Source organism: Oleispirillum naphthae (genome assembly GCA_027864655.1).
Taxonomy (GTDB): domain Bacteria; phylum Pseudomonadota; class Alphaproteobacteria; order Rhodospirillales; family Rhodospirillaceae; genus Oleispirillum; species Oleispirillum naphthae.
The window spans coordinates 15,614-35,088 of sequence record JAQAZG010000014.1; the positions used below are offsets into that span (position 1 = coordinate 15,614).

The 19,475-nt window shown below is 66.6% G+C and carries 15 protein-coding genes; 10 read left to right on the top strand and 5 right to left on the bottom strand.

What is annotated here, in order from left to right; all coding sequences use genetic code 11:
* Positions 1-2: 2 nt before the first annotated feature.
* Positions 3-803, top strand: coding sequence for a transglutaminase family protein (locus tag O7R11_RS13755; protein ID WP_337998106.1), 801 nt, complete (start codon positions 3-5; stop codon positions 801-803).
* A 16-nt stretch (positions 804-819) separates the two neighbouring features.
* A complete protein-coding gene (locus O7R11_RS13760; RefSeq protein WP_337998107.1) occupies positions 820-1,593 on the top strand; it encodes a proteasome-type protease in 774 nt (257 codons plus the stop codon).
* Positions 1,594-1,644: 51 nt separating this feature from the next.
* Here the strand turns inward: O7R11_RS13760 and O7R11_RS13765 are convergent, their stop codons facing one another.
* Together O7R11_RS13765 and O7R11_RS13770 are read right to left on the bottom strand one after the other, a co-directional pair.
* On the bottom strand, positions 1,645-3,549 hold the full coding sequence (locus O7R11_RS13765) for a TRAP transporter permease (RefSeq protein WP_337998108.1): 1,905 nt from the start codon (positions 3,547-3,549) through the stop codon (positions 1,645-1,647).
* The gene (locus O7R11_RS13770; protein ID WP_337998109.1) at positions 3,546-4,544 is read right to left on the bottom strand and encodes a TAXI family TRAP transporter solute-binding subunit; all 999 of its coding nucleotides are present in this window, start codon (positions 4,542-4,544) and stop codon (positions 3,546-3,548) included. Before O7R11_RS13770 ends, O7R11_RS13765 begins: the two co-directional genes overlap by 4 nt.
* A 321-nt stretch (positions 4,545-4,865) precedes the next feature.
* On the opposite strand from O7R11_RS13770, the gene O7R11_RS13775 reads away from it, so the two are divergent.
* Positions 4,866-5,864: a lipid A deacylase LpxR family protein gene (locus tag O7R11_RS13775; protein WP_337998110.1), complete on the top strand. Its 999-nt coding sequence runs from the start codon at positions 4,866-4,868 to the stop codon at positions 5,862-5,864.
* Here the strand turns inward: O7R11_RS13775 and O7R11_RS13780 are convergent.
* Together O7R11_RS13780 and O7R11_RS13785 are read right to left on the bottom strand one after the other, a co-directional pair.
* Positions 5,842-7,461 (bottom strand): sensor domain-containing diguanylate cyclase, encoded by a 1,620-nt coding sequence (locus O7R11_RS13780; protein ID WP_337998150.1) that lies wholly within the window; start codon positions 7,459-7,461, stop codon positions 5,842-5,844. The two genes, O7R11_RS13775 and O7R11_RS13780, sit on opposite strands and share 23 nt — an antisense overlap.
* 198 nt (positions 7,462-7,659) lie before the next feature.
* Entirely contained in the window at positions 7,660-8,586 is a 927-nt protein-coding gene (locus tag O7R11_RS13785; protein WP_337998111.1) for a LysR family transcriptional regulator, read from the bottom strand.
* 141 nt (positions 8,587-8,727) lie between these two features.
* Between O7R11_RS13785 and aptA the strand changes: the two genes are divergently transcribed.
* Both aptA and O7R11_RS13795 read left to right on the top strand, forming a co-directional pair.
* Positions 8,728-10,047: an omega-aminotransferase AptA gene (aptA, locus tag O7R11_RS13790; protein WP_337998112.1), complete on the top strand. Its 1,320-nt coding sequence runs from the start codon at positions 8,728-8,730 to the stop codon at positions 10,045-10,047.
* A 34-nt stretch (positions 10,048-10,081) separates the two neighbouring features.
* Complete coding sequence (locus O7R11_RS13795; protein WP_337998113.1) at positions 10,082-11,581, top strand: CoA-acylating methylmalonate-semialdehyde dehydrogenase; 1,500 nt, start codon at positions 10,082-10,084, stop codon at positions 11,579-11,581.
* Positions 11,582-11,771: 190 nt separating this feature from the next.
* On the opposite strand, the gene O7R11_RS13800 is transcribed toward O7R11_RS13795, so the two are convergent.
* The gene (locus O7R11_RS13800) at positions 11,772-12,677 is read right to left on the bottom strand and encodes a LysR family transcriptional regulator (protein WP_337998114.1); all 906 of its coding nucleotides are present in this window, start codon (positions 12,675-12,677) and stop codon (positions 11,772-11,774) included.
* Positions 12,678-13,049: 372 nt separating this feature from the next.
* On the opposite strand from O7R11_RS13800, the gene dctP reads away from it, so the two are divergent.
* The 5 genes from dctP (at position 13,050) to O7R11_RS13825 (ending at position 19,415) form a co-directional block, all read left to right on the top strand.
* Positions 13,050-14,093: a TRAP transporter substrate-binding protein DctP gene (gene dctP, locus O7R11_RS13805; RefSeq protein ID WP_337998115.1), complete on the top strand. Its 1,044-nt coding sequence runs from the start codon at positions 13,050-13,052 to the stop codon at positions 14,091-14,093.
* 66 nt (positions 14,094-14,159) lie between these two features.
* Positions 14,160-14,648: a TRAP transporter small permease subunit gene (locus O7R11_RS13810; RefSeq protein WP_337998116.1), complete on the top strand. Its 489-nt coding sequence runs from the start codon at positions 14,160-14,162 to the stop codon at positions 14,646-14,648.
* 27 nt (positions 14,649-14,675) lie between these two features.
* Positions 14,676-15,998 carry a TRAP transporter large permease gene (locus O7R11_RS13815; RefSeq protein ID WP_337998117.1) on the top strand — a complete coding sequence of 441 codons (1,323 nt, stop codon included), beginning with the start codon at positions 14,676-14,678 and terminating at the stop codon, positions 15,996-15,998.
* Positions 15,999-16,019: 21 nt separating this feature from the next.
* Positions 16,020-17,435 carry an amidohydrolase family protein gene (locus O7R11_RS13820; RefSeq protein ID WP_337998118.1) on the top strand — a complete coding sequence of 472 codons (1,416 nt, stop codon included), beginning with the start codon at positions 16,020-16,022 and terminating at the stop codon, positions 17,433-17,435.
* A gap of 108 nt (positions 17,436-17,543) precedes the next feature.
* Positions 17,544-19,415 carry an SLC13 family permease gene (locus O7R11_RS13825; protein WP_337998119.1) on the top strand — a complete coding sequence of 624 codons (1,872 nt, stop codon included), beginning with the start codon at positions 17,544-17,546 and terminating at the stop codon, positions 19,413-19,415.
* The last annotated feature ends 60 nt before the right edge of the window (positions 19,416-19,475 follow it).

Sequence of the window (19,475 nt, forward strand, 5' to 3'; positions counted from 1 at the left end):
ACATGCGGCTCCTGATCAATCACGAAACCGTCTACTCCCTCACCCACGCCGCCACGCGCAGCGTGCAGTACCTGCGGCTGACGCCGCGCGTGGACCGCTGCCAGCGCGTCGAATCCTGGTCGATTTCCGGCCCCGAGCACCTGCGCGCCTGGACCGACGGCTACGGCAACACCGTGCACGTCGCCTCGGAAACCGCGGCGCACGACGCGCTCACCATCCGCGTCTCCGGCGTGGTGGCGACGCGCGACACCGCGGGCGTTCTGCCGCTCGACGACGGCCTGCCGCCCGGCATGTTCCTGCGTTCCGGGCCGCTGATCGCCGCCTCGGCGGAGATCGCCGCCTTCGCCGCGCCGTTTGCCGGACTGCGCGCCGAAAAGGGCGAGATCGCCGCGCTGCACGCGATGATGAGCGCCCAGGCCGATGCGGTCGCCTTCGAACCCGGAACCACCACCGTGACCACCACCGCGGCGGAGGCGTTCGCCGCCAAACGCGGGGTGTGCCAGGACCACGCCCACATCTTCATCGCCGCCTGCCACGCGATCGGCTTGCCTGCGCGCTATGTTTCCGGTTATCTGGCTGCCGGGCAGGGCGATGTCGCCACCCACGCCTGGGCGGAGGTCTACATCCCCGGCCTCGGCTGGGTCAGCTTCGACGCCGCCAACCGCCAGTCCGCCACCGAGGCCTACGTGCGCCTCGCGGTGGGGCCGGACTACGCGGCGGCCGCCCCGGTGATCGGCATGCGCACCGGCGGCGGCGGCGAGGAGATTGCGGTGCGCGTGCAGATCGAACAGATGCAGAGTTGAGCGGAGCAGGTTGCGGATGAGTTATTGCCTGGGCATGCGCCTCGACGCCGGGCTGGTCTTTCTGTCGGACTCGCGCACCAACGCGGGCGTCGATTCCATCGCCACCTTCCGCAAGACCTTCCTCTTCGACGGACGGGACGACCGCGTCATGGTGCTGCTCTCCGCGGGCAACCTCGCGGTCACCCAGGCGGTGATCAGCCTGCTCACCGAGCGCCTGAACGACGGCGAACCGGCGAAGAGCCTCTACGAGGCGGCCAACATGTTCGACGCCGCGCGCGTCGTCGGCGCCACCCTGCGCGAGGTCAACGACCAGTACGGCCCCTCCCTCGCCGCCCAGGGCGTGGACTTCTCCGCCACCTTCATCTTCGGCGGGCAGATCGCGGGCACGCCGCACCGCCTGTTCCACATCTACGCCGCGGGCAACTTCATCGAGGCGACGGCGGAAACCCCCTACTTCCAGATCGGCGAAACCAAATACGGCAAGCCGATCATCGAGCGCGTGCTGCGCCCGGAAATGCCGCTGCTCGACGCCTCGATCTGCGGGCTGATCTCGTTCGATTCCACCATCCGCGCCAACCTCTCGGTCGGCCCGCCCTTGGACCTCACCATCTGCCTGCGCGACACGCTCAAGGTGGACATGCGCCACGTCCTCGGCCCCGGCGACGCCTATTTCGAACGCCTCGGCCGCGTCTGGGGCAACGGCCTGCGCTCGCTTTTCCTGTCGCTGCCCCATCCGGAATGGGCCGACGAGCTGGACGCCATCGCCCTGCGGGCCGACCGCGAGGCATGAAAAAACGGGGGAATTTCCCCCGTTTTTGCGTTTTGGCCGTTCGCGGACCGCCTATGCCTGGGGAAGGATTCCCTCCTCCTTCCGGAACGCGATGTTCGAGCGCGCCGGTTTCCTGAATTCGATGACGAACAAGGTCACGCCGATGACGATGGCGCCGGTGGTGACCTCGAACGACGGCATCAGGGACAGGATCATCAACCCGAAGAAGGCCACCCGCTTCCACCACACCAGAGGCTGCTTGATGTGGCCGATCATCGCCGCGGCGACGAACAGCACCGCCGCGACGCCGGAAACGATCGCCAGGGCGACATTGGTTTTGTCCCCCTGCAGCAGGTAGGCGTTGTTGTAGAGGAAGAAGATCGGGATGATGAAGGCGATGATGCCCAGCCCCATGGCGGTGAAGCCGGTCTTGTTGGGCGGCGCGCCCGAGATCGAGCTTGCGGCATAGGCGGCGAGCGCCACCGGCGGCGTGATGTTCGACAGGATCGCGTAGTAGAACACGAACATGTGCGCCGAAATCCCGGTGAAGCCGAACTTGGTCATCACCGGCACGCACAGCGCGGCGGCGAGGATGTAGGCGCTGGTCGTCGGCAGCCCCATGCCCAGGATCACCGACACGATGATGATCAGGAACACCGCCACCAGGGGTTGGGACCCCGAGAGCAGGGTGATCGCGCCGACGAACTTGAAACCGATGCCGGTCATCGCGACCGAGCCGATGACCAGCCCGGCGGCGGCGCAGGCGATGCAGATCATCACCAGGTTCTTCATGCCGATGTAGAGGGCGTCCATCACCTCGCGGAGGAACATCCGCCCGCCGGGGTTGAACATGCTGACGCCCCAGGCGGTGACGATGCTGAGGAAACCGGCCATCATCGCGCTGTTGCCGCCGAACAGGAACGCCGCCAGAACGACGATCGGAAGCGCCATATAGCTCTTCTTCAGGACCGCGCCCTTGTTGGGGATGTCCTCGTCGTCCATGACGCGCATGCCGGACTTGATCGCCATGAAATGCACCATCATGAACACGGCGAAATAGTAGAGCAGGGCCGGCAGCAGCGCGGCGGTGATGATGCCGGAATACGGCACCGCCAGGAAGGCGGCCATGATGAAGGCGCCTGCCCCCATCAGGGGCGGCATGATCTGCCCGCCCGCGCTGGCCACGGCCTCGACCGCGCCTGCGAAATAGGCCGGATAGCCGATGCGCTTCATCAGCGGAATGGTGAAGGCGCCGGTGCTGTAGACGTTGGCGACGGCGGAACCGGAAATCGACCCGAACAGGCACGAGGCGATCACCGAGATCTTCGCCGGGCCGCCCATCGCACGTCCGGCGAAGGCCTCGGCCAGGGATTTGAAATAATCGCCCAGTCCGCTTTTCTCGACGAAGCCGCTGAAGATCAGGAAGATCGCGATGAAGGTCGCCGAAACCCCGAGCGGCATGGAGAAGATGCCTTCGTCCGACAGATAGATCTGCTCGACGACCTCTTCGAAGCCGAAGGGCGAACTCCTCATCACGCCGGGGTAGTACTGCCCCAGGTACATGTAGGAGGTGAAGAAGAACGCCAGAATCGTGAGCGGCCAGCCGACGGTCCGGCGCGTCGCCTCGAGCAGGGCGAGCAGCAGCACGACGCCGAGGACGATCTGGGTCTGGGTGAGGGGATCGACCTGCCGGATGCGGGTGGAGATCTCCTCGTAATAGATGATGCCGTAGATGCCGGGCAGAACCGACATCCCCGCCAGGATGAAATCGTAGAACGGGATTCTCCCCGCCAGGCCGGGACTGCCCTTCCTGATCGGATAGAGAAAAAAGGCCATCGGCAGCAGCAGCGTCAGATGGATGGTGCGCTGCAGATAGGCCTCATAGCTGCCGAAATAGGCAACGTAGAGGTGAAAAGCACCTACTACTACAAGGTAGTAGTAGGTGATCTTCCTCTGGAATCCAGAGAGTTCCCTCATTTTCCGGCCTTCGCGGCTTCATTCCAGAACTTCCTTGCGCCGGGGTGAATCGGCAGCTTGGACTCGCTGTTGGATTTGGCCGTCATCGACCCGAAATCCTTGACCGCTTCGCTCAGGCCCTTCTGGTTCTTCAGCATCGCCTTGGCCAGTTCATAGGCCAGGCTGTCGGGAAGATCCTTGCGGATGACGATCGAGGTGAAGTCGCCGATGGTTTCGACCGGCGCGGTGACGCACTTGTACGCGCCGCCGGGCTTGACCGTGTAGGTATAGGTCTTGAACTTGTTTTCCATCGCGGCGAGCGCCTTCTTATCGACCGCCAGCAGCTTCACCTTGGTCTGGCTTTCGATGTTCATCACGATGGCCGCGACCTCGCCGACCGAGAAGGCGAACACGTCGATATGATTATCCGAGATCAGATCGGCGCCGTCGGAATAGGAGGCGTATTGCACCGCGCCGCCCCAGGATTTGATCGCGTCGCGGTAGTCGATGCCGTAACCGGTGTCGAACAGATGGGCGATGATGAATTCGCTCGAGGTGCCCGGCTTCAAGGTGGCGAAGCGCACCGGAATCTTCTTTTCGACGAGGTCGCCGAGATCCTTGATGCCGTTCTTGTCCAGGAAGTCCTGGCGGGCGATGAAATAGGTCACCTGCGGGTAGGCGTTGGCCAGCACCGCGACGTTGGTGGTCTTCTGCTTGAAGGGGGGAATGCCCGCATCCGCGGCGCTCTGCAGCGACGCGACGGAGAAGCCCATATCGCCCTTGGAGCGATCGATGTTGATGATGTTGGAGACGCCGCCGCCGGTGCCGCTGGTGACCTGAACCACCTCATGCGACCACATCTCGGAGAGCGCGCCGCCGAGGGCGAACCAATTGCCACCAGGAGGTCCGGCCAGGAAACGCAGGCCGTCCGGCCACCCTGCCTTGTCCGCCGCCCAGACATTCCCGCTGAACAGCACGGCCAAGGCTGAGATGGCCAAAGCTTTAAACGCTTTCATATTTTCCTCCTTGACGATTTTCGACAGAAACCTCTTACTCTTCTTGTTATTAAAGACAAAAAATTGTCTCACATTCGCCTTTGATTTTCCATGTTTTTCATTAATTTTCCAGGCTTCCCACCCATTCGCCGTATTTCCTCGCCGACCCACCCGCAAAGGGGTTGGGTCCACCCCCGTCTTGCCGTAAAAAGGAGGGGGCCGCCGCAGCCGGAGGGGAAAAACCATGGCGTTCCGGTTTTTCTCCGCCCGGTGAGGGGACTCACAGAACCCGCCGCGCGGGTGTCCGATACTGCCGCGGTTTCCCTTTCCGGATGTCCTGCCATGTTCCGCTCCCGCCTTTCCGCCGCCGTCTTCGCCGCCTGCGCCTGCGCCGCCGCGCCCGCCTGGGCGGGCACCGTCTCCGCGCAGATCGAGAACGACCGGGTGGCCAACACCGACCGCCACTACACCCACGGCACGCGCTTCGACTGGGTCTCCGACAAGACCGAGGGCGGCCCGGAGTGGGTGCGCGAGGGGCTGGATTTTCTCTATCCTCTGGCCGACGTGCGGGCCGGGCGCATCGGTTTCGCCCTCGGGCAGAGCATCTTCACCCCCGAGAACACCGCGACGCGCGCGCCGCAGCCGCACGACCGGCCCTATGCGGCGTGGCTCTATGCCGGGGCCTCGGTGCATGCGGAGACCTCGCGCCGCGTCGGGGCGCGGCGTCTCGACACCCTGGACTCGGTGGAGCTGGACCTCGGCATCGTCGGGCCGCAGGCCTATGGCGAGGACATCCAGAACGGCTTCCACGATCTCATCCGGGTGGACCGCGCCATGGGATGGGACAACCAGTTGAAGAACGAGCCCGCACTGGCGCTGTTCTTCTCGCGCACCTGGCGGCCGCAGGCGTGGGAGGCGGCGGGTCTGGAGGCGGACCTTCTGCCGCAGCTCGGCGGCAGCCTGGGCAACGCCTACACCCATGCGGAGGGCGGCCTGGTGCTGCGTTTCGGCCAGGGGCTGGATATCGACTACGGGCCGACGCACATCCGCCCCTCCTCCACCGGCATCGCGGCGGTGGAGCCCTCGCGGGATGTTTCGTGGTATCTGTTCGCCGGGGCGGCGGGGCGCGCCGTGGCGCGCAACATCTTCCTCGACGGCAACACCTTCGTCGATGGGCCGAGCGTGGAGAAGAACCCCTTCGTCGCGGATTTCCAGCTTGGCGCGATGCTCGCGCTCACCGGCTACCGCATCACCTTCTCGCAGGTCTTCCGCACCCCGGAATTCAAGGAGCAGCATGGCTCCGACCGCTTCGGCTCGCTCACGCTGTCGGCGCGATTCTGATGATCTCGCCGCGCCCGGCGATCTCCACGCGGTTGCGCCCCTTGGCCTTCGCCTCATAGAGCGCCTCGTCGGCGGCGCTGAAGGCCTTTTCCAGGGACTGGCCCTCGGCCCACAACGCCACGCCGAAGCTCGCCGAGGCGGTGAAGCTGCCGTTCGCCACCGCGATCGGCGTGGCGGCGAAGCGGGCGCGCACCCGCTCGGCGACCGCGGCGCCGTTCTCGGCGTCGGAACCGGGAAGCAGCAGGGCGAACTCCTCGCCGCCGATGCGGCCGAGCGCGTCGGAGGGGCGGATCATCTCCTGCATGATGCCGGTGAACACCTTGAGCACCGCGTCGCCGGTGGCGTGGCCGTAGCTGTCGTTGATCCGCTTGAAGTGGTCGAGGTCGCAGATCATCAGGGAGACGGCATAGCCGCTGCGGCGGGCGCGCCCCGCCTCCACGGCGCAGCGCTCGGTGAAGGCGCGGCGGTTCATCGCGCCGGTCAGCGGGTCGGTGGTGGCGAGGCGGTGGAGTTCGCTTTCCTTGCGCTTGCGCTCGGTGATGTCGGAAAACGCGGTGTAGATCAGGGTGTCTTCCTGTAGGCGCAGAACGGTGGTGGCGCCCTGCACCCAGCGGATGTCGCCGTCGGGCCGCCGCATCCGGGCCTCGCGCTCGTCGATGAAGCCGCGGGTGTTGAGCTCGGCGAGCAGCGCCGCGTACTGTTCGGGCGATTCCCAATAGTCCGCCGCGGGCACGCCGACCAGTTCCTTGATCGCCCGGCCGAAGAACTTGGCCGCCGCCTGATTGACGTAGGCCACCGTGCCGCTCGCGTGGCCGGTGAGGATGACCGGGATCGGCGAGGCGTCGATGATGGTGCGCAGCGCCGCCTCGTTCTTCTGCAACGCCTGCTCGATGCGCTTGCGCTCGGTGATGTCGGCGAAGGCGGCGAACAGCATCGGCTCGCCGTCCATCACCACCCGCGCCCCGGAGAACAGCACCCAGCACTTGCGTCCGAAGACGGTGTTCATGGTGATCTCGAAGTTCTCGATGCGGCCGTTGTCGGTGAGGTAGCCCTTGAGCTCCTCGCTGAAGGTGGGGTCGGCGTAGAGGTCGAAGACGTTGGTGCCCGCAAGCTTCTCCGGGTCGATGCCGAAAAGGGCGAGCGCCTGCGGGTTGGCCTGCACCGCGCGGCCGTCGAGGCGCGCCAGCACATAGGGCACCGGCAGGGAATCGAACACCCGGCGCAGCTGGTCGCGGGAGATGCGCAGCGCCTCGCGGTTGTCGCGCAGCAGCGACAGAGCCTCCGCCTGGCGGCGCTCGCGCGCCACCGCCAGCCACACCATGCCGAGGAAAACCAGGGGGGCCACCGCCATCAGCCCGGTCAACGCAAGCAGGCCGAGGCGCAGCATCGCGCCGTCGAACCGGGCGAGCAGCGGCGAAAGCCCGCCGTCGAAACTCAGCACCACGGCGAGCAGCGAGAACGAGGACACCGAGAGCGCCAGCGCGAGGACGAGAGAGATGCGGCGCACCAGGGCGCGGCGCGGCACCGCACGGCCCGCGTCAAAAGCCGCGGCGGCGTCGCTCATAGTATCGCTCTCCTGCCGCCCGATATCGCGCATGTCGTTCAAGCCGATCCTCTTCCCCCGCTCATGAAGAGATGCGCCAGACTTACCTTAGAGCAAATAGCGGCGCGCAAAGCCGCCGGTGCGGCAAAACCCCTTAGAGGTGTGTTGTTATAGACCCGACCTTGGAGCGCGTCCAAGTTTATGAAACGCAACCCCAGGGGGGCGGCGGGATTTTTCCGCCGCGAATCGGCATCAGGATTCCGCGTTGCGCGCCACCTCTTGCAAAAACGTGTCCAATACCATGTTGGGGCGACCGCCCTTCCTCACAATGACCGCATAACGCGTGCGGTAGCCGGTGATGTCGGGGCGAATCGGGCGCATGCGCCCGTCGGCCACCCATTTCGCCGCCACGTGGTCGGGCAGAAAGCCGACGTAGAGCCCGGTGAGGATGAGGAAGGCGATGCCCTCGCGGTCGGTGGCGGTGGCGGCGGAACGCATCCGCTGCAACAAGGGGGCGATCTCCGCCGCCTGGGCGTGGGCGGGCATCACCGCATCGCAGCGGGCCAGCGCCTCGATGTCGATCTCCGCGTCGGGGCGGGAGAACAGGGGGTGCTGCGCGGCGCAATAGAGGTGCGCCTCCTCCTGGTAGAGCTCCTGGTAGTCGAGACCCTGCAAGCGCCGCAACTCGGGGATCACGCCGACGTGCAGGCGGCCGTCGAGCACCCCCTGCTCGACGTCCGAGGGCGGCGCCATGCGGATCCGGATGACCACGTCCGGGCCGTCCTCCTTCAAGGATTTCAAGGCATTGGTCACGCGCATCCGCGGCATGGTGACGAGGTTGTCGGTCAGCCCGATGGCCAGTTCGCCGGTCAGGCGCCGGTGGATCGCGTGCACCTCGGCGCGGAAGCTCTCCACCGAGGTGAGCAGGCGCACCAGCGCGTCGTAGACCCGCCGCCCCTCCTCGGTCAGCGCGAACCCGGCGCGCCCGCGGCGGCACAGGCGTAAGCCCAGGCGCTTTTCCAGGTCGGTCATCGCCAGGCTGACCGCCGAACGGGTGACGTTCAGCTCCGCCTCCGCCTGGGCGAAGCCGCCGCGCTCCACCACGGTGCGGAACACCCGCAGCAGCCGCAGGTCGGCGTCGCCGACCGATCCCATGCGGAAGGCCGAAGTGCGCGCCATCAGTTAAGCATCCTCTTAAGTTTGCGTTATTCGTTTTGGATTTATCAAAACTAGCGCCGCCGCTACCCTGCCTCAAGATTTTTCCGGGAGCCGCCCGCCCGAGAGGGCCTGCGCGCGCCTTTCCCTGCCCTGGAGCCCGCGATGACGATGACCATGCCCAACGACCTTTCCGCCCACTGGATGCCGTTTTCCGCCAACCGCTTCTTCAAGGCGCACCCGCGCATGATCGTCAAGGCGGAGGGCTGCACCTTCACCACCTCCGACGGCAAGACCCTGGTGGACGGCCTGTCCGGCCTGTGGTGCTGCGGCGCGGGGCACAGCCGCAAGGAGATCGTCGAGGCGGTGTCGCGCACCGTCGCCGACCTCGACTACGCGCCGGGCTTCCAGGTCGGGCATCCGCTCGCCTTCGAACTCGCCTCCCGCATCGCGGCGCTGACCCCGGGCGACCTCAACCACGTGTTCTTCTCCAACTCCGGCTCCGAGGCCGCCGACACCGCGATCAAGATGGCGCGCGGCTATTGGAAGGTGAAGGGCGAACCCGCCCGCACCAAGGTGATCGGCCGCATCAAGGCCTACCACGGCGTCAACTTCGGCGGCATGAGCGTCGGCGGCATCGTCGGCAACCGCAAGATGTTCGGCGCGGGCATCGACGCCGACCACCTCTCCCACACCCTCCTGCCGGAGAACGCCTTCTCCCGCGGCCTGCCGGAAAAGGGCGTGGAACTGGCCGAACAGCTGGAGGAACTGGTCGCCCTGCACGACGCCTCGACCATCGCCGCGGTGATCCTCGAGCCGTTCTCCGGCTCCGCGGGCGTCGTCGTGCCGCCCAAGGGCTACCTGAAGCGCATCCGCGAAATCTGCGACAAGCACGGCATCCTGCTGATCTTCGACGAGGTGATCTCCGGGTTCGGCCGCACCGGCCGGATGTTCGCCGCGCAGACCATGGACGTCACTCCGGACATCCTCAACGTGGCGAAGGCGATCTCCAACGGCACCATCCCGCTGGGGGCCACCATCGCCTCGGAGACCATCTACAACACCTTCATGGACAACGGCGGCGCGGACTACGCCATCGAGTTCCCGCACGGCTACACCTATTCCGGCCACCCGGTGGCCTGCGCCGCGGGCCTGGCCACCCTCGACATCTTCCAGAAGGACGACCTGCTGGCGAAGTGCCGGGCGCTGATCCCCTACTTCGAGGATGCGATCCATTCCCTGAAGGGCCTGCCGCACGTCGAGGACATCCGCAACTTCGGCCTCGCCGGCGCGGTGCAGGTGGCGGACATTCCCGGCTCCCCGGCGAAGCGCGCCTTCGAGATCTTCCAGAAGTGCTGGGACCGCGGGGCCTATGTGCGCTGCGGCGGCAACACCCTGCAATTCGCCCCCGCCTTCGTCGCGCAGACCTCGGACATCGACCGCCTGTTCTCCATCGTCGCCGACGCCCTGAAGGCGCAGGCGTGACCCCCACCGCTCAGACCATACGGAACCCAAGCCCATGAAAATCTACGGCCATTACATCGGCGGCCGCGCCATCGAATCCTCCGCGCAGCGCCAGGACGTGTTCAACCCCGCGCTCGGCAAGGCGGTCGCCCAGGTGGCGCTCGCCTCCGCCGCCGAGGTCGGCGCCGCGGTGGAAGCCGCAAACGCCGCCTTCCCGGCGTGGGCCGCCACCCCGGTGGCGAAGCGCGCGCAGGTGATGTTCCGCTTCAAGAATTTGCTGGAGCGCGACGCCAAACGCATCTGCGCCGCGATCTCCGAGCACCACGGCAAGACCATCGACGACGCCATGGGCGAACTCATCCGCGGCATCGAGGTGGTGGAATACGCCACCGGCGCGGGCGAGATCCTCAAGGGCGAGCACTCCAAGAACGTCGGCCCCGGGATCGACGCGTGGAGCGAGTTCCAGCCCCTCGGCGTGGTCGCGGGGATCACCCCGTTCAACTTCCCCGTCATGGTGCCGATGTGGATGTTCCCGATGGCGATCGTCTGCGGCAACAGCTTCGTCCTCAAGCCGTCGGAGCGCGACCCCGGCGCGGCCCTGATCCTCGCCGAACTGCTGGAGGAGGCGGGCCTGCCCGCGGGGGTGTTCAACGTCGTCAACGGCGGCAAGGAGGCGGTGGACACCCTGCTCTCCCACCCGCTGGTCAAGGCGGTGAGCTTCGTCGGCTCCACCCCGATCGCCGAATACATCCATAAGACCGGCGTCGCCAACGGCAAGCGGGTGCAGGCCCTCGGCGGCGCGAAGAACCACGCCATCGTGATGCCCGACGCCGACCTCGACGCCGCGGTCACCGCGATGATCGGCGCGGCCTACGGCTCGGCGGGCGAGCGCTGCATGGCGATCTCGGTCGCGGTGTGCGTCGGCGACGCCGTCGCCGACGACCTGATCGCCCGCCTCAAGACCGCGATCGCCAAGATCAAGGTCGGCGCCTACACCCAGGACGGCATCGACATGGGCCCGGTGGTCACCGCGCAGAGCCTAGAGCGCATCGTCGAATACATCGGCAAGGGCGTGGCCGAGGGCGCGGAGCTGGTGGTGGACGGCCGCGGCCTCACCGTGCCGGGCTTCGAGAACGGCTACTTCGTCGGCCCCACCCTGTTCGACCGGGTGCAGCCGGGAATGCGCATCTACACCGACGAGATCTTCGGCCCCGTCCTCTGCGTGGTGCGCGTCGAGACCCTGCACGAGGGCATGGCGCTGATCGACGCCCACGAGTTCGGCAACGGCACCTGCCTGTTCACCCGCGACGGCGAGGCGGCGCGCTACTTCACCGACAACATCCAGGTCGGCATGGTCGGCATCAACGTGCCGCTGCCGGTGCCGGTGGCCTACCACAGCTTCGGCGGCTGGAAGCGCTCGCTGTTCGGCGACCTGCACATCTACGGCCCGGATTCGGTCCGCTTCTACACCCGGCGCAAGGCGGTCACCCAGCGCTGGCCCGCCAGCGGCATCGAGGAGAAGACCCAGTTCGCCTTCCCCAACATGGCGCGCTGAGCCGTTTCAAAACCAAAACTTCGTGGGGGACCTCGGCCCCCCACGCCCCCCCTTCGGTTTTTCGCCGCGCAGCGGCAGGCAACATCTCTATTGCCGCCGCACGGTCTTATCTCGCTACGCGCAAAAAACAAAAGTCATGGGGTGCGCGAGGGGTCCAAGACCCCTCGCAACGTTTTGGTTCTACGGGCCTCTAGGGCTGTGAACGTATCCCCAGTTCGTCGATGCGCGCCCGCAGGTAGAGCTCGATGAAGTTGCGGCTCAGCTTCGAGAGCGTCGCATGCCGGGGCATCGACAGCACCAGCGGCACCCGCCGCCCGGTGAGAAGCGGCCGGAAGGCGATCCCCTCGCTGCAGATCGAGCGCACGGTGAATTCATCGACCAGAGCCATGTCGTAACCGGCCCGCACCAGTTCCACCGCGGTCAGCACCGCCCGCACCTCCATGTTCGGCGCGTGCCGTTCCTCCTGCTCGATGAAGACGTCGCGCATCACCGAGCCGATGGCGGTGTCCTGCGGGTAGGAGACGAACATCTGCCCCCGCATGTCGCTGAGAAGCACATGAGACTTCTCCGCCAGCGGATGGTCCGCCCGCATCACGCACATCACCTGCCCGGAACAGAGCACCGTGGATTCCACCACCGGATGCGGCAACCGGCAGATGGTCAGGCCGAAGTCCGCCGCATCGGAAACCAGGTCGGCGAGCACGCGGTCGTTGGAAACCGTATCGAAGCGGACGAAGGCGTTGGGATTCTCCCGCTTGAAGCGGGTGAGAATCGGCGGCAGGAAGGTGTTGCCCAGGCTCGGGTTGGACACGATGCGCACCGTCCCCGCCACGCCCAGGCGCAGGTCGCGGGCGAGGTTGCCCGCCATGGCGAAGGCGGCGAAGACCTTTTCGGACTCCTCGTAAAGGGAATGCGCCTCCCGCGTCGGCCGCAGGCGGCCGCCGCTGCGCAGGAACAGGGGAAAGCCGAGCTGCGCCTCGAACTGCTTGAGGAGGTTGCTGACCGCCGGTTGCGAGATCAGCAGAATCTTCGACGCGCCGAGGGTGGACCCGGCGCTCATGACGGCACGAAAAACCTCGAGATGACGCAGTTTCACGATTATTACCTCACCCTATAACCGTCCCCACGCAGGCGCGCGTCCGATTTTTCACGCTTCCACGCCCGGACGCATGGGGCTTGCGCCTTTCCCCGGCGCCGGGGCGCCCCGACGATACGCCGCCCGCGCCGCTCCGGCGCGCTGTGGCTCCTAAAATAAATCGTTGAATTACAATGTGCTATAGTGCGATTTCATAAGAAATTTATGCTATAAGCCGGGGTTATTATAATGGCCCATTTTTTGATTGGTCACAAAAAATAAAAGGTGAAAAGAAAGGCATGAGCGGCGCACGCTGGAACCAGTGACTGAATTATGTGCAACTGCGCCGTCCCGAATTCCGATCCAAGCCATACAGCGAAGGGAGCCCCCCTTATGAAGATCAAGACTTTCCTCGGCTGCGCCGCCTGCGCGGCGGGCCTGCTGCTCCTGCCCTTCCGTGCCGAAGCCCTCACCCTGACCTATGCGACCAACACCGCGCCCACCGGATTGCGCGGCATCGCGGAAAAGATGTTCCTGGACGAGATTTCCACGCAGTCCGGCGGCGCGATCAAGGTGCGCGCCTACTGGGGCGAATCCCTTCTCAAGGGAAAGGAAATCCTCAAGGGCGTGTCCGACGGCGTGGTCGATATGGGGCACGTCAACACCGCCTACTATCCGAAGCGCCTGCTGCTCAACAGCGGGCTGATGATGTTCCCGCAGGGACCGACCGAATACGCCGGCATGATGAAGCTCTACGACCGGCTGTTTCAGGAAATTCCCGAGCTTTCCAAGGAAATCGCGGGCTTCAAGCAGCATATCGCCTACTTCTACGCGGTGAACCCCTACGGCGTCGCCTTCACCCGCCCGGTGACCGGCCTCGCGGGGATGAAGGGCCTGCGCGTGCGCGTCTCCAGCCGCTGGTATCTGTCGGTTCTCGAGGCGATGGGCGCGACCCCGGTGTCGGTGCCGTGGGGCGACTGCTACATGTCGCTACAGACCAAGGCGATCGACGGCGTGATGACCAACTACGACTCCATCCACCGCGTGAAGCTGGACGAAGTGGCGCCGCACCTTCTGGTGATGAAGGAGCTCTGGCTTCCCACTCCCTACCTCCTGACCATCGGCGACAAGGCCTGGAACCGCCTCTCCGCCGAGCAGAAGGCGACGATCGGAAAGGCCGCCGCGGTGTCGCGGCGGAAGTTCACCAAGCTCTACGGCGAGATGTTCGACGAGGTCATCGCCACGCAGAAGAAGGCGGGCTACACCGTCACCTTCGCCTCCAAGAAGGACATCGCCACCTGGGTCGCCTCGCCGCAGAACGAGGCGAACAAGAAGCAGTGGATCGTCGAAGCCAAGGAACTCGGCGCCGCCGATGCCGAAGCCATCCTCGGCAAGATGGGCAAGATCGTGGCCGACGCCGTCGCCGCGGAAAAGTGAGTGCGGGCCGGACGCCCCCGGGGAGAAACCTTTCCCCGGGCGCTCCGGACGAACGCGGAGCCTATGATGCGCGATTACTTCCTCAAGCTTAACCACCTGCTCGCGGAATCCTGCGGCTGGCTGCTTTCCGCCGTCACCGTCCTCATCGTCATCGACTTCGTGGCGCGGGGGCTCGGGCACCCGATCTTCGGGGTCTCGGAGATGGCGATGTTCTCGATGGTCTGCGCCGTCTACTTCGGCCTCGCCCACTGCGAGGAAACCGACAGCCACGTCCGGGTGGAAGCGGTCCTGATCCGCCTTCCCGTCCGCGTGCAGCGGGCCTCCATGACGATCTGCCACCTGCTTTCGGTCGTCACGGTGTTCGGCGTGGCCTATGCCGTCGGCCTCAACGCCCTCGGTTCCTTCCTGGAGCACGAAGCGGTCTCCGGCCCGGTGCCGCTGCCGATCTATCCGGTCAAGTTCGCCATCACCCTCGCCCTGGTGGTCTACGGCATCCAGGTGGTCCTCAACACCATCGAGTGGATCCGCTCGCCGCGCGCCTTGAGCGTGTCCTGAGCCGCCTCCGAACAAAGAGTAACCGTCATGGACCTTGATTTCACGACCGTCGGCGCCGTCGCCATCGCGGCACTGCTCTTCCTGCTGGGCATGGGGCTGCCGATCGGCATCGACTTCCTCCTCGTCGGCGCCTGCGGCGTGGCGCTGCTGCTCGGCCCCGAGGCGATGGTCTCGCTCGCCGGGGAGACCATGTACAGCGCCATCGCCAGCCCCACCTTCTGCGTGCTGCCGCTGTTCATCCTGATGGGCGCCTTCGCCGCGCGCGGCGGCTTCGCCGAGAGGGCCTACCGCAGCATCCACGTCATCGCCGCGCGCGTGCCCGGTTCCCTGGCCATCGCCACCTCCTTCGGCAGCGCGGTGTTCGCCTCCATCTGCGGCTCCTCGCTGGCCACCGCCACGGTGTTCGGCAAGATCGCCTACCCGGAGATGAAGCGCTTCAAATACGACAAGTCCTTCGCCCTCGGCAGCATCGCCTCCTCCGGCACCTTCGCCTGCATGATTCCGCCCAGCGGCATGTTCATCCTGTTCGCGATGTTCACCGACCAGTCGGTGGGGCGCCTGTTCATGGGCGGCATCGTGCCGGGCATCCTCACCGCGGTCACCTATGCCGCGTCGATGTACCTCCGCGCGAAGCGCACCCCCGCGCTGGCGCCGGTGGTGCCCGAGGAACTGACGGTGCGCGCCGCCGACAGGGCCCGCGCCGTCATCGACATCTGGCCGATCCTGCTGCTCTCCGGCATCGTCATCGGCGGCATCTACAGCGGCCTCTTCACCTCCACGGAGGCGGGCGCGGTGGGCGCGGTGGGCGCGCTCCTCTTCGGCATCGTCTACGGCAACCTCAAGCGCGGCTCGGAAATCCGCGCCGCCCTGCGGGAATCGGCGCACACCACGTCGATGCTGTTCTTCATCATCGTCACCGCCCTGTTCTTCAGCCGCTTCCTCGCGATCACCCGCATTCCCTTCGACCTCGCCGACTTCCTGCAAGGCTGGGCGGTGCCGCCGATCGTCATCCTCGGCTGCATCTTCCTGCTGTGGATGATCCTCGGCATGCTGATCGTGCAGGCGGCGGTGTTCGCCCTGACCCTGCCCATCCTCTTCCCCGTGGTGGTCAGCCTCGGCTACGACCCGGTGTGGTTCTGCGTCGTGGCGATGAAGCTGAACGAAATCGCCGGGGTGACCCCTCCGGTGGGGCTGAACGCCTTCGGCCTCGCCGGCGTCGCCGGTTCCGAGGTCAAGGTCGAGGACGTCTTCCGCGGCATCTGGCCGTTCGTCCTGTGCGACCTCATCGTCCTCGTCCTGCTGATCCTTTTCCCCAACATCGTCCTGTTCCTGCCGAACGCGATGATGTGATTCACGAAATAGGCAAGTGACATGCGCAAAACCTACGACCTGATTCTCCGTGGCGGCCACCTCACGGACCCGGCCAACGGCCGGGACGGCCTCTTCGACATCGCCGTCGCCCATGGAAAAATCGCCGCCGTCGCCCCGGAAATCCCCGGCGCTCGGGCCCTCGAAGTGATCGACGTGCGCGGCAAGCGGATCCTCCCCGGGCTGATCGATACCCACGTCCACGTCTCGCCCTGGATCGGCGGCGGCTGCGGCCACAAGATGCTGGCGCTCGCGGGCGTGACCACCGCGCTCGACATGGCGGGCCCGGTGACCGGAGTGATCGACATCGCCGCCGCCCACGGCGTCGGCCTCAACATCGCCTGCATCAACTACGTCCGCCCGAAGGACACGGTCTCGGGCGAAGACCCGGACACCGCCGAACTCGCGGCGTACCTCGACAAGAGCCTGAAGGACGGCGCCATCGGCCTGAAGATTCTCGGCGGCCACTATCCGCTGACGCCGGAAGCCTCCGCCCGCACCATCGCGGCGGCGAACGCGCGCGGCGCCTACGTCGCCTTCCACGCGGGCAGCCTCGCCACCGGCTCCAACCTCGAAGGCGTGCGCGAGGCGTTCCAGCTGATCGGCGGCGGCGCCTGCCACCTCGCCCATGTCGCCAGCTATTGCCGCGGCCAGGTGCTCGACGCCCCGGCGGAAGGCGAGGAGGCGCTCGCCCTGCTCCAGGCGCACCCCAACGTCTATTCCGAGTCCTATCTGGCCACCATCAACGGCACCAGCGGCGAGATCGCCAACGGCGTCCCGGGCAGCCGGATGACCCGCAAATGCCTGGAGATCGGCGGCTTCTCCCCCGACGAGGCGGGGCTGGAAGCGGCGATCCTCGCGGGCTGGTGCCAGGTCAACGCGGAGGACGGCGGCCTCATCGGCCTGAGCGCCGGGCCGGATGCGGTGGCCTACTGGCGGAACCGCAAGACCGACGTCACCGTCAGCTTCCGCGTCAACCCGCCGGAGCCGCGCCTGCGCATCGCCACCGCCAAGCGGCCGGACGGCAGCTTCGCGGTCGATTCCATCAGCACCGACGGCGGCGGCATCCCCCGCAACGTCATCCTGGAATTCGGCCTCGCCCTGGTGAAGCTGGAAACCCTGACGATGCGGGAATTCGCCGTCAAGACCAGCCTCAACCCGGCCAAGGCCCTGGGGCTGAAGAACAAGGGACACCTCTCCGAGGGGGCCGATGCGGACATCACCGTGGTCGATGCCGCCGCGATGAAGGCGGCGATGACCATCGTCGGCGGCCAGATGGTGATGTTCAACGGCCTCGTCCTCGGGCGCGGCAGCACCATCATCACCACCCCCGAGGGCGCCGCGGCGGTGCGCGGCAAGGGACTCGCCGCCCTGGTCGTCGATCCCGCGGCCACCCCCTTCCTGCGGATGCGCCCCTAGACGCAGCGGTTCCCACCGAAAAACCGGCGGAGCGGCGAAGCGCGCTTCGCCGGTTTCGCGTCCGCGTGCTACTCTTCGCGTTGACCCAGCCACCGCGAGGCGCGCTTTTTGTCCGCTCCCTTCTCCTTCGACATGCTGCTGACCTTCGCCGTGCTCGCCGGAGTGCTGGCGCTGTTCACGCGGGATGCGTATCCGCCGCACCTCGTCGCCATGGGGGCGCTCGCCGTCCTCCTCGCCGCGGGGGTGATCGACACCCCCTCCACCCTCGCCCTCTTCGGCAACCCGGCCACCGCCACCATCGCCTGCATGTTCATCCTCAGCGCCGCCCTGGAGCGCACCGGGGTGATCGACCTCTTGGGCCGCGGCATCATGGCGCTGGCGGAAAAACGCCGCTTCGGCGCGGTGGCGGCGCTGATGGCCGGGGTGGCGGCGGTCTCCGCCTTCATGAACAACACCCCGGTGGTCATCGTCATGGCGCCGGTGGTCATCGCGGTCGCCCGCCAACTCCAGGACAGTCCGTCGAAGTACCTGATTCCGCTGTCCTACATGGCGATCCTCGGCGGCACCTGCACGCTCATCGGCACCTCCACCAACATCCTCACCGACGGCATCGCCACGGCGCAGGGGATGGAGCCCTTCAGCATGTTCGAAATCTCCGGCCCCGGCATCGCCATGGCCGCCGTCGGCGCGCTGTTCCTCGCCACCATCGGACGCCGCCTGTTGCCCACGCGCGACACCCTGCAGGCCGAGATTCTGGCGGGGGAGAAAGGCCCGCACAAGCGCTTCCTCGCCGAGGCGGTGGTGCCGCCCGGCTCGCCCCTGATCGGCAAGACCCTCAACGAGGTGCGCTTCAGCAGCGAGGCGGACTACGAAGTCCTCGACCTCATCCGCAACGACAGCGGCGCGCGCAACAACGGTTTCGCCAACCTGATGCAGGCGGTGCGCGAGCTGCGCGGCGCGCCCACGGCGGCGGAACCGGCGCGCCCGCGATCCACCCTGCGCGACATCCCGCTGCAGGCGGGCGACCGCCTGGTGTTCAAGACCGATCAGGAGGAACTGCTGGAAATCCGCGAGAGCACCGGCATCTCCTTCGAGACGGGGTCCTACGCCGCGCTCCCGGCGCGGGAGACCACGCTGGCCGAAGGGGTGATCGGCCCCAACTCCCGCTTCGCCGGGCAGACCCCTTCGGAACTGCGGCTGCGCCGCCGCCACGGCAGCTACATCCTCGCGGTGCACCGCGACCAGCGCAACATCACCGCCAATTTCGATTCCTTCCGCCTGCGCCACGGCGACGTGCTGCTGCTGGAAGGCCCGCAGGAGGAAATCGACCGCCTGTTCGCCCAGGAGGACGTGCTGCCGATCACCCAGGTGACGCACCGCCCGGTGCACAAGGTCAAGGCCGCCATCGCCACCGCTGCGGTGCTCGGCGTCGCCGGTCTCGCCGCGCTGGAGGTGATGCCGATCGCCGGGCTCGCCATCCCCGGCGCGATGCTGGTCATCCTCACCGGCTGCGTCTCGCCGGGAAAAGCCTACGAGGCGATCGAATGGCGCATCCTGATGCTGATCTTCGGCATGCTCGGGGTCTCCCTCGCCATGGAGAAATCCGGCGCGGCCCGCCTCGTCGTGGAAACCGCGGCGAACCTGGTGCAGGACTTCGGGCCGCTCGCGGTGCTCGCCACCGTCTACTTTCTCACCTCGCTGCTCACCGAGGTGATGAGCAACAACGCCACCGCGGTGCTGATGACCCCCATCGTCATCGGCGTGGCGCAGCAGACCGGCATCGAGGCGCGCCCCCTGGTGGTCGCGGTGATGCTGGGCGCTTCGGCCAGCTTCGCCACCCCCATCGGCTACCAGACCAACACCTACGTCTACAACATCGGCAACTACCGCTTCGGCGACTTCCTGCGCATCGGCGTGCCGATGAACCTGTTGATGCTCGTCGTCGCGGTCGCGGTGATCCCGCTGTTCTGGCCGTTGTGAGAAAACCAAAACTTCGCGGGGGACCTCAGGCCCCCCGCACCCCCCATAACCGGTTTTCCG

What these genes read in the sequence shown, in the direction of transcription:
- O7R11_RS13755 (WP_337998106.1), top strand. Translation starts at nt 3, where the DNA reads ATGCGGCTCCTGATCAATCACGAAACCGTCTACTCCCTCACCCACGCC.
- O7R11_RS13760 (WP_337998107.1), top strand. Translation starts at nt 820, where the DNA reads ATGAGTTATTGCCTGGGCATGCGCCTCGACGCCGGGCTGGTCTTTCTG.
- O7R11_RS13765 (WP_337998108.1), bottom strand. Translation starts at nt 3,549, where the DNA reads ATGAGGGAACTCTCTGGATTCCAGAGGAAGATCACCTACTACTACCTT.
- O7R11_RS13770 (WP_337998109.1), bottom strand. Translation starts at nt 4,544, where the DNA reads ATGAAAGCGTTTAAAGCTTTGGCCATCTCAGCCTTGGCCGTGCTGTTC.
- O7R11_RS13775 (WP_337998110.1), top strand. Translation starts at nt 4,866, where the DNA reads ATGTTCCGCTCCCGCCTTTCCGCCGCCGTCTTCGCCGCCTGCGCCTGC.
- O7R11_RS13780 (WP_337998150.1), bottom strand. Translation starts at nt 7,461, where the DNA reads ATGCGCGATATCGGGCGGCAGGAGAGCGATACTATGAGCGACGCCGCC.
- O7R11_RS13785 (WP_337998111.1), bottom strand. Translation starts at nt 8,586, where the DNA reads ATGGCGCGCACTTCGGCCTTCCGCATGGGATCGGTCGGCGACGCCGAC.
- aptA (WP_337998112.1), top strand. Translation starts at nt 8,728, where the DNA reads ATGACGATGACCATGCCCAACGACCTTTCCGCCCACTGGATGCCGTTT.
- O7R11_RS13795 (WP_337998113.1), top strand. Translation starts at nt 10,082, where the DNA reads ATGAAAATCTACGGCCATTACATCGGCGGCCGCGCCATCGAATCCTCC.
- dctP (WP_337998115.1), top strand. Translation starts at nt 13,050, where the DNA reads ATGAAGATCAAGACTTTCCTCGGCTGCGCCGCCTGCGCGGCGGGCCTG.
- O7R11_RS13810 (WP_337998116.1), top strand. Translation starts at nt 14,160, where the DNA reads ATGCGCGATTACTTCCTCAAGCTTAACCACCTGCTCGCGGAATCCTGC.
- O7R11_RS13815 (WP_337998117.1), top strand. Translation starts at nt 14,676, where the DNA reads ATGGACCTTGATTTCACGACCGTCGGCGCCGTCGCCATCGCGGCACTG.
- O7R11_RS13820 (WP_337998118.1), top strand. Translation starts at nt 16,020, where the DNA reads ATGCGCAAAACCTACGACCTGATTCTCCGTGGCGGCCACCTCACGGAC.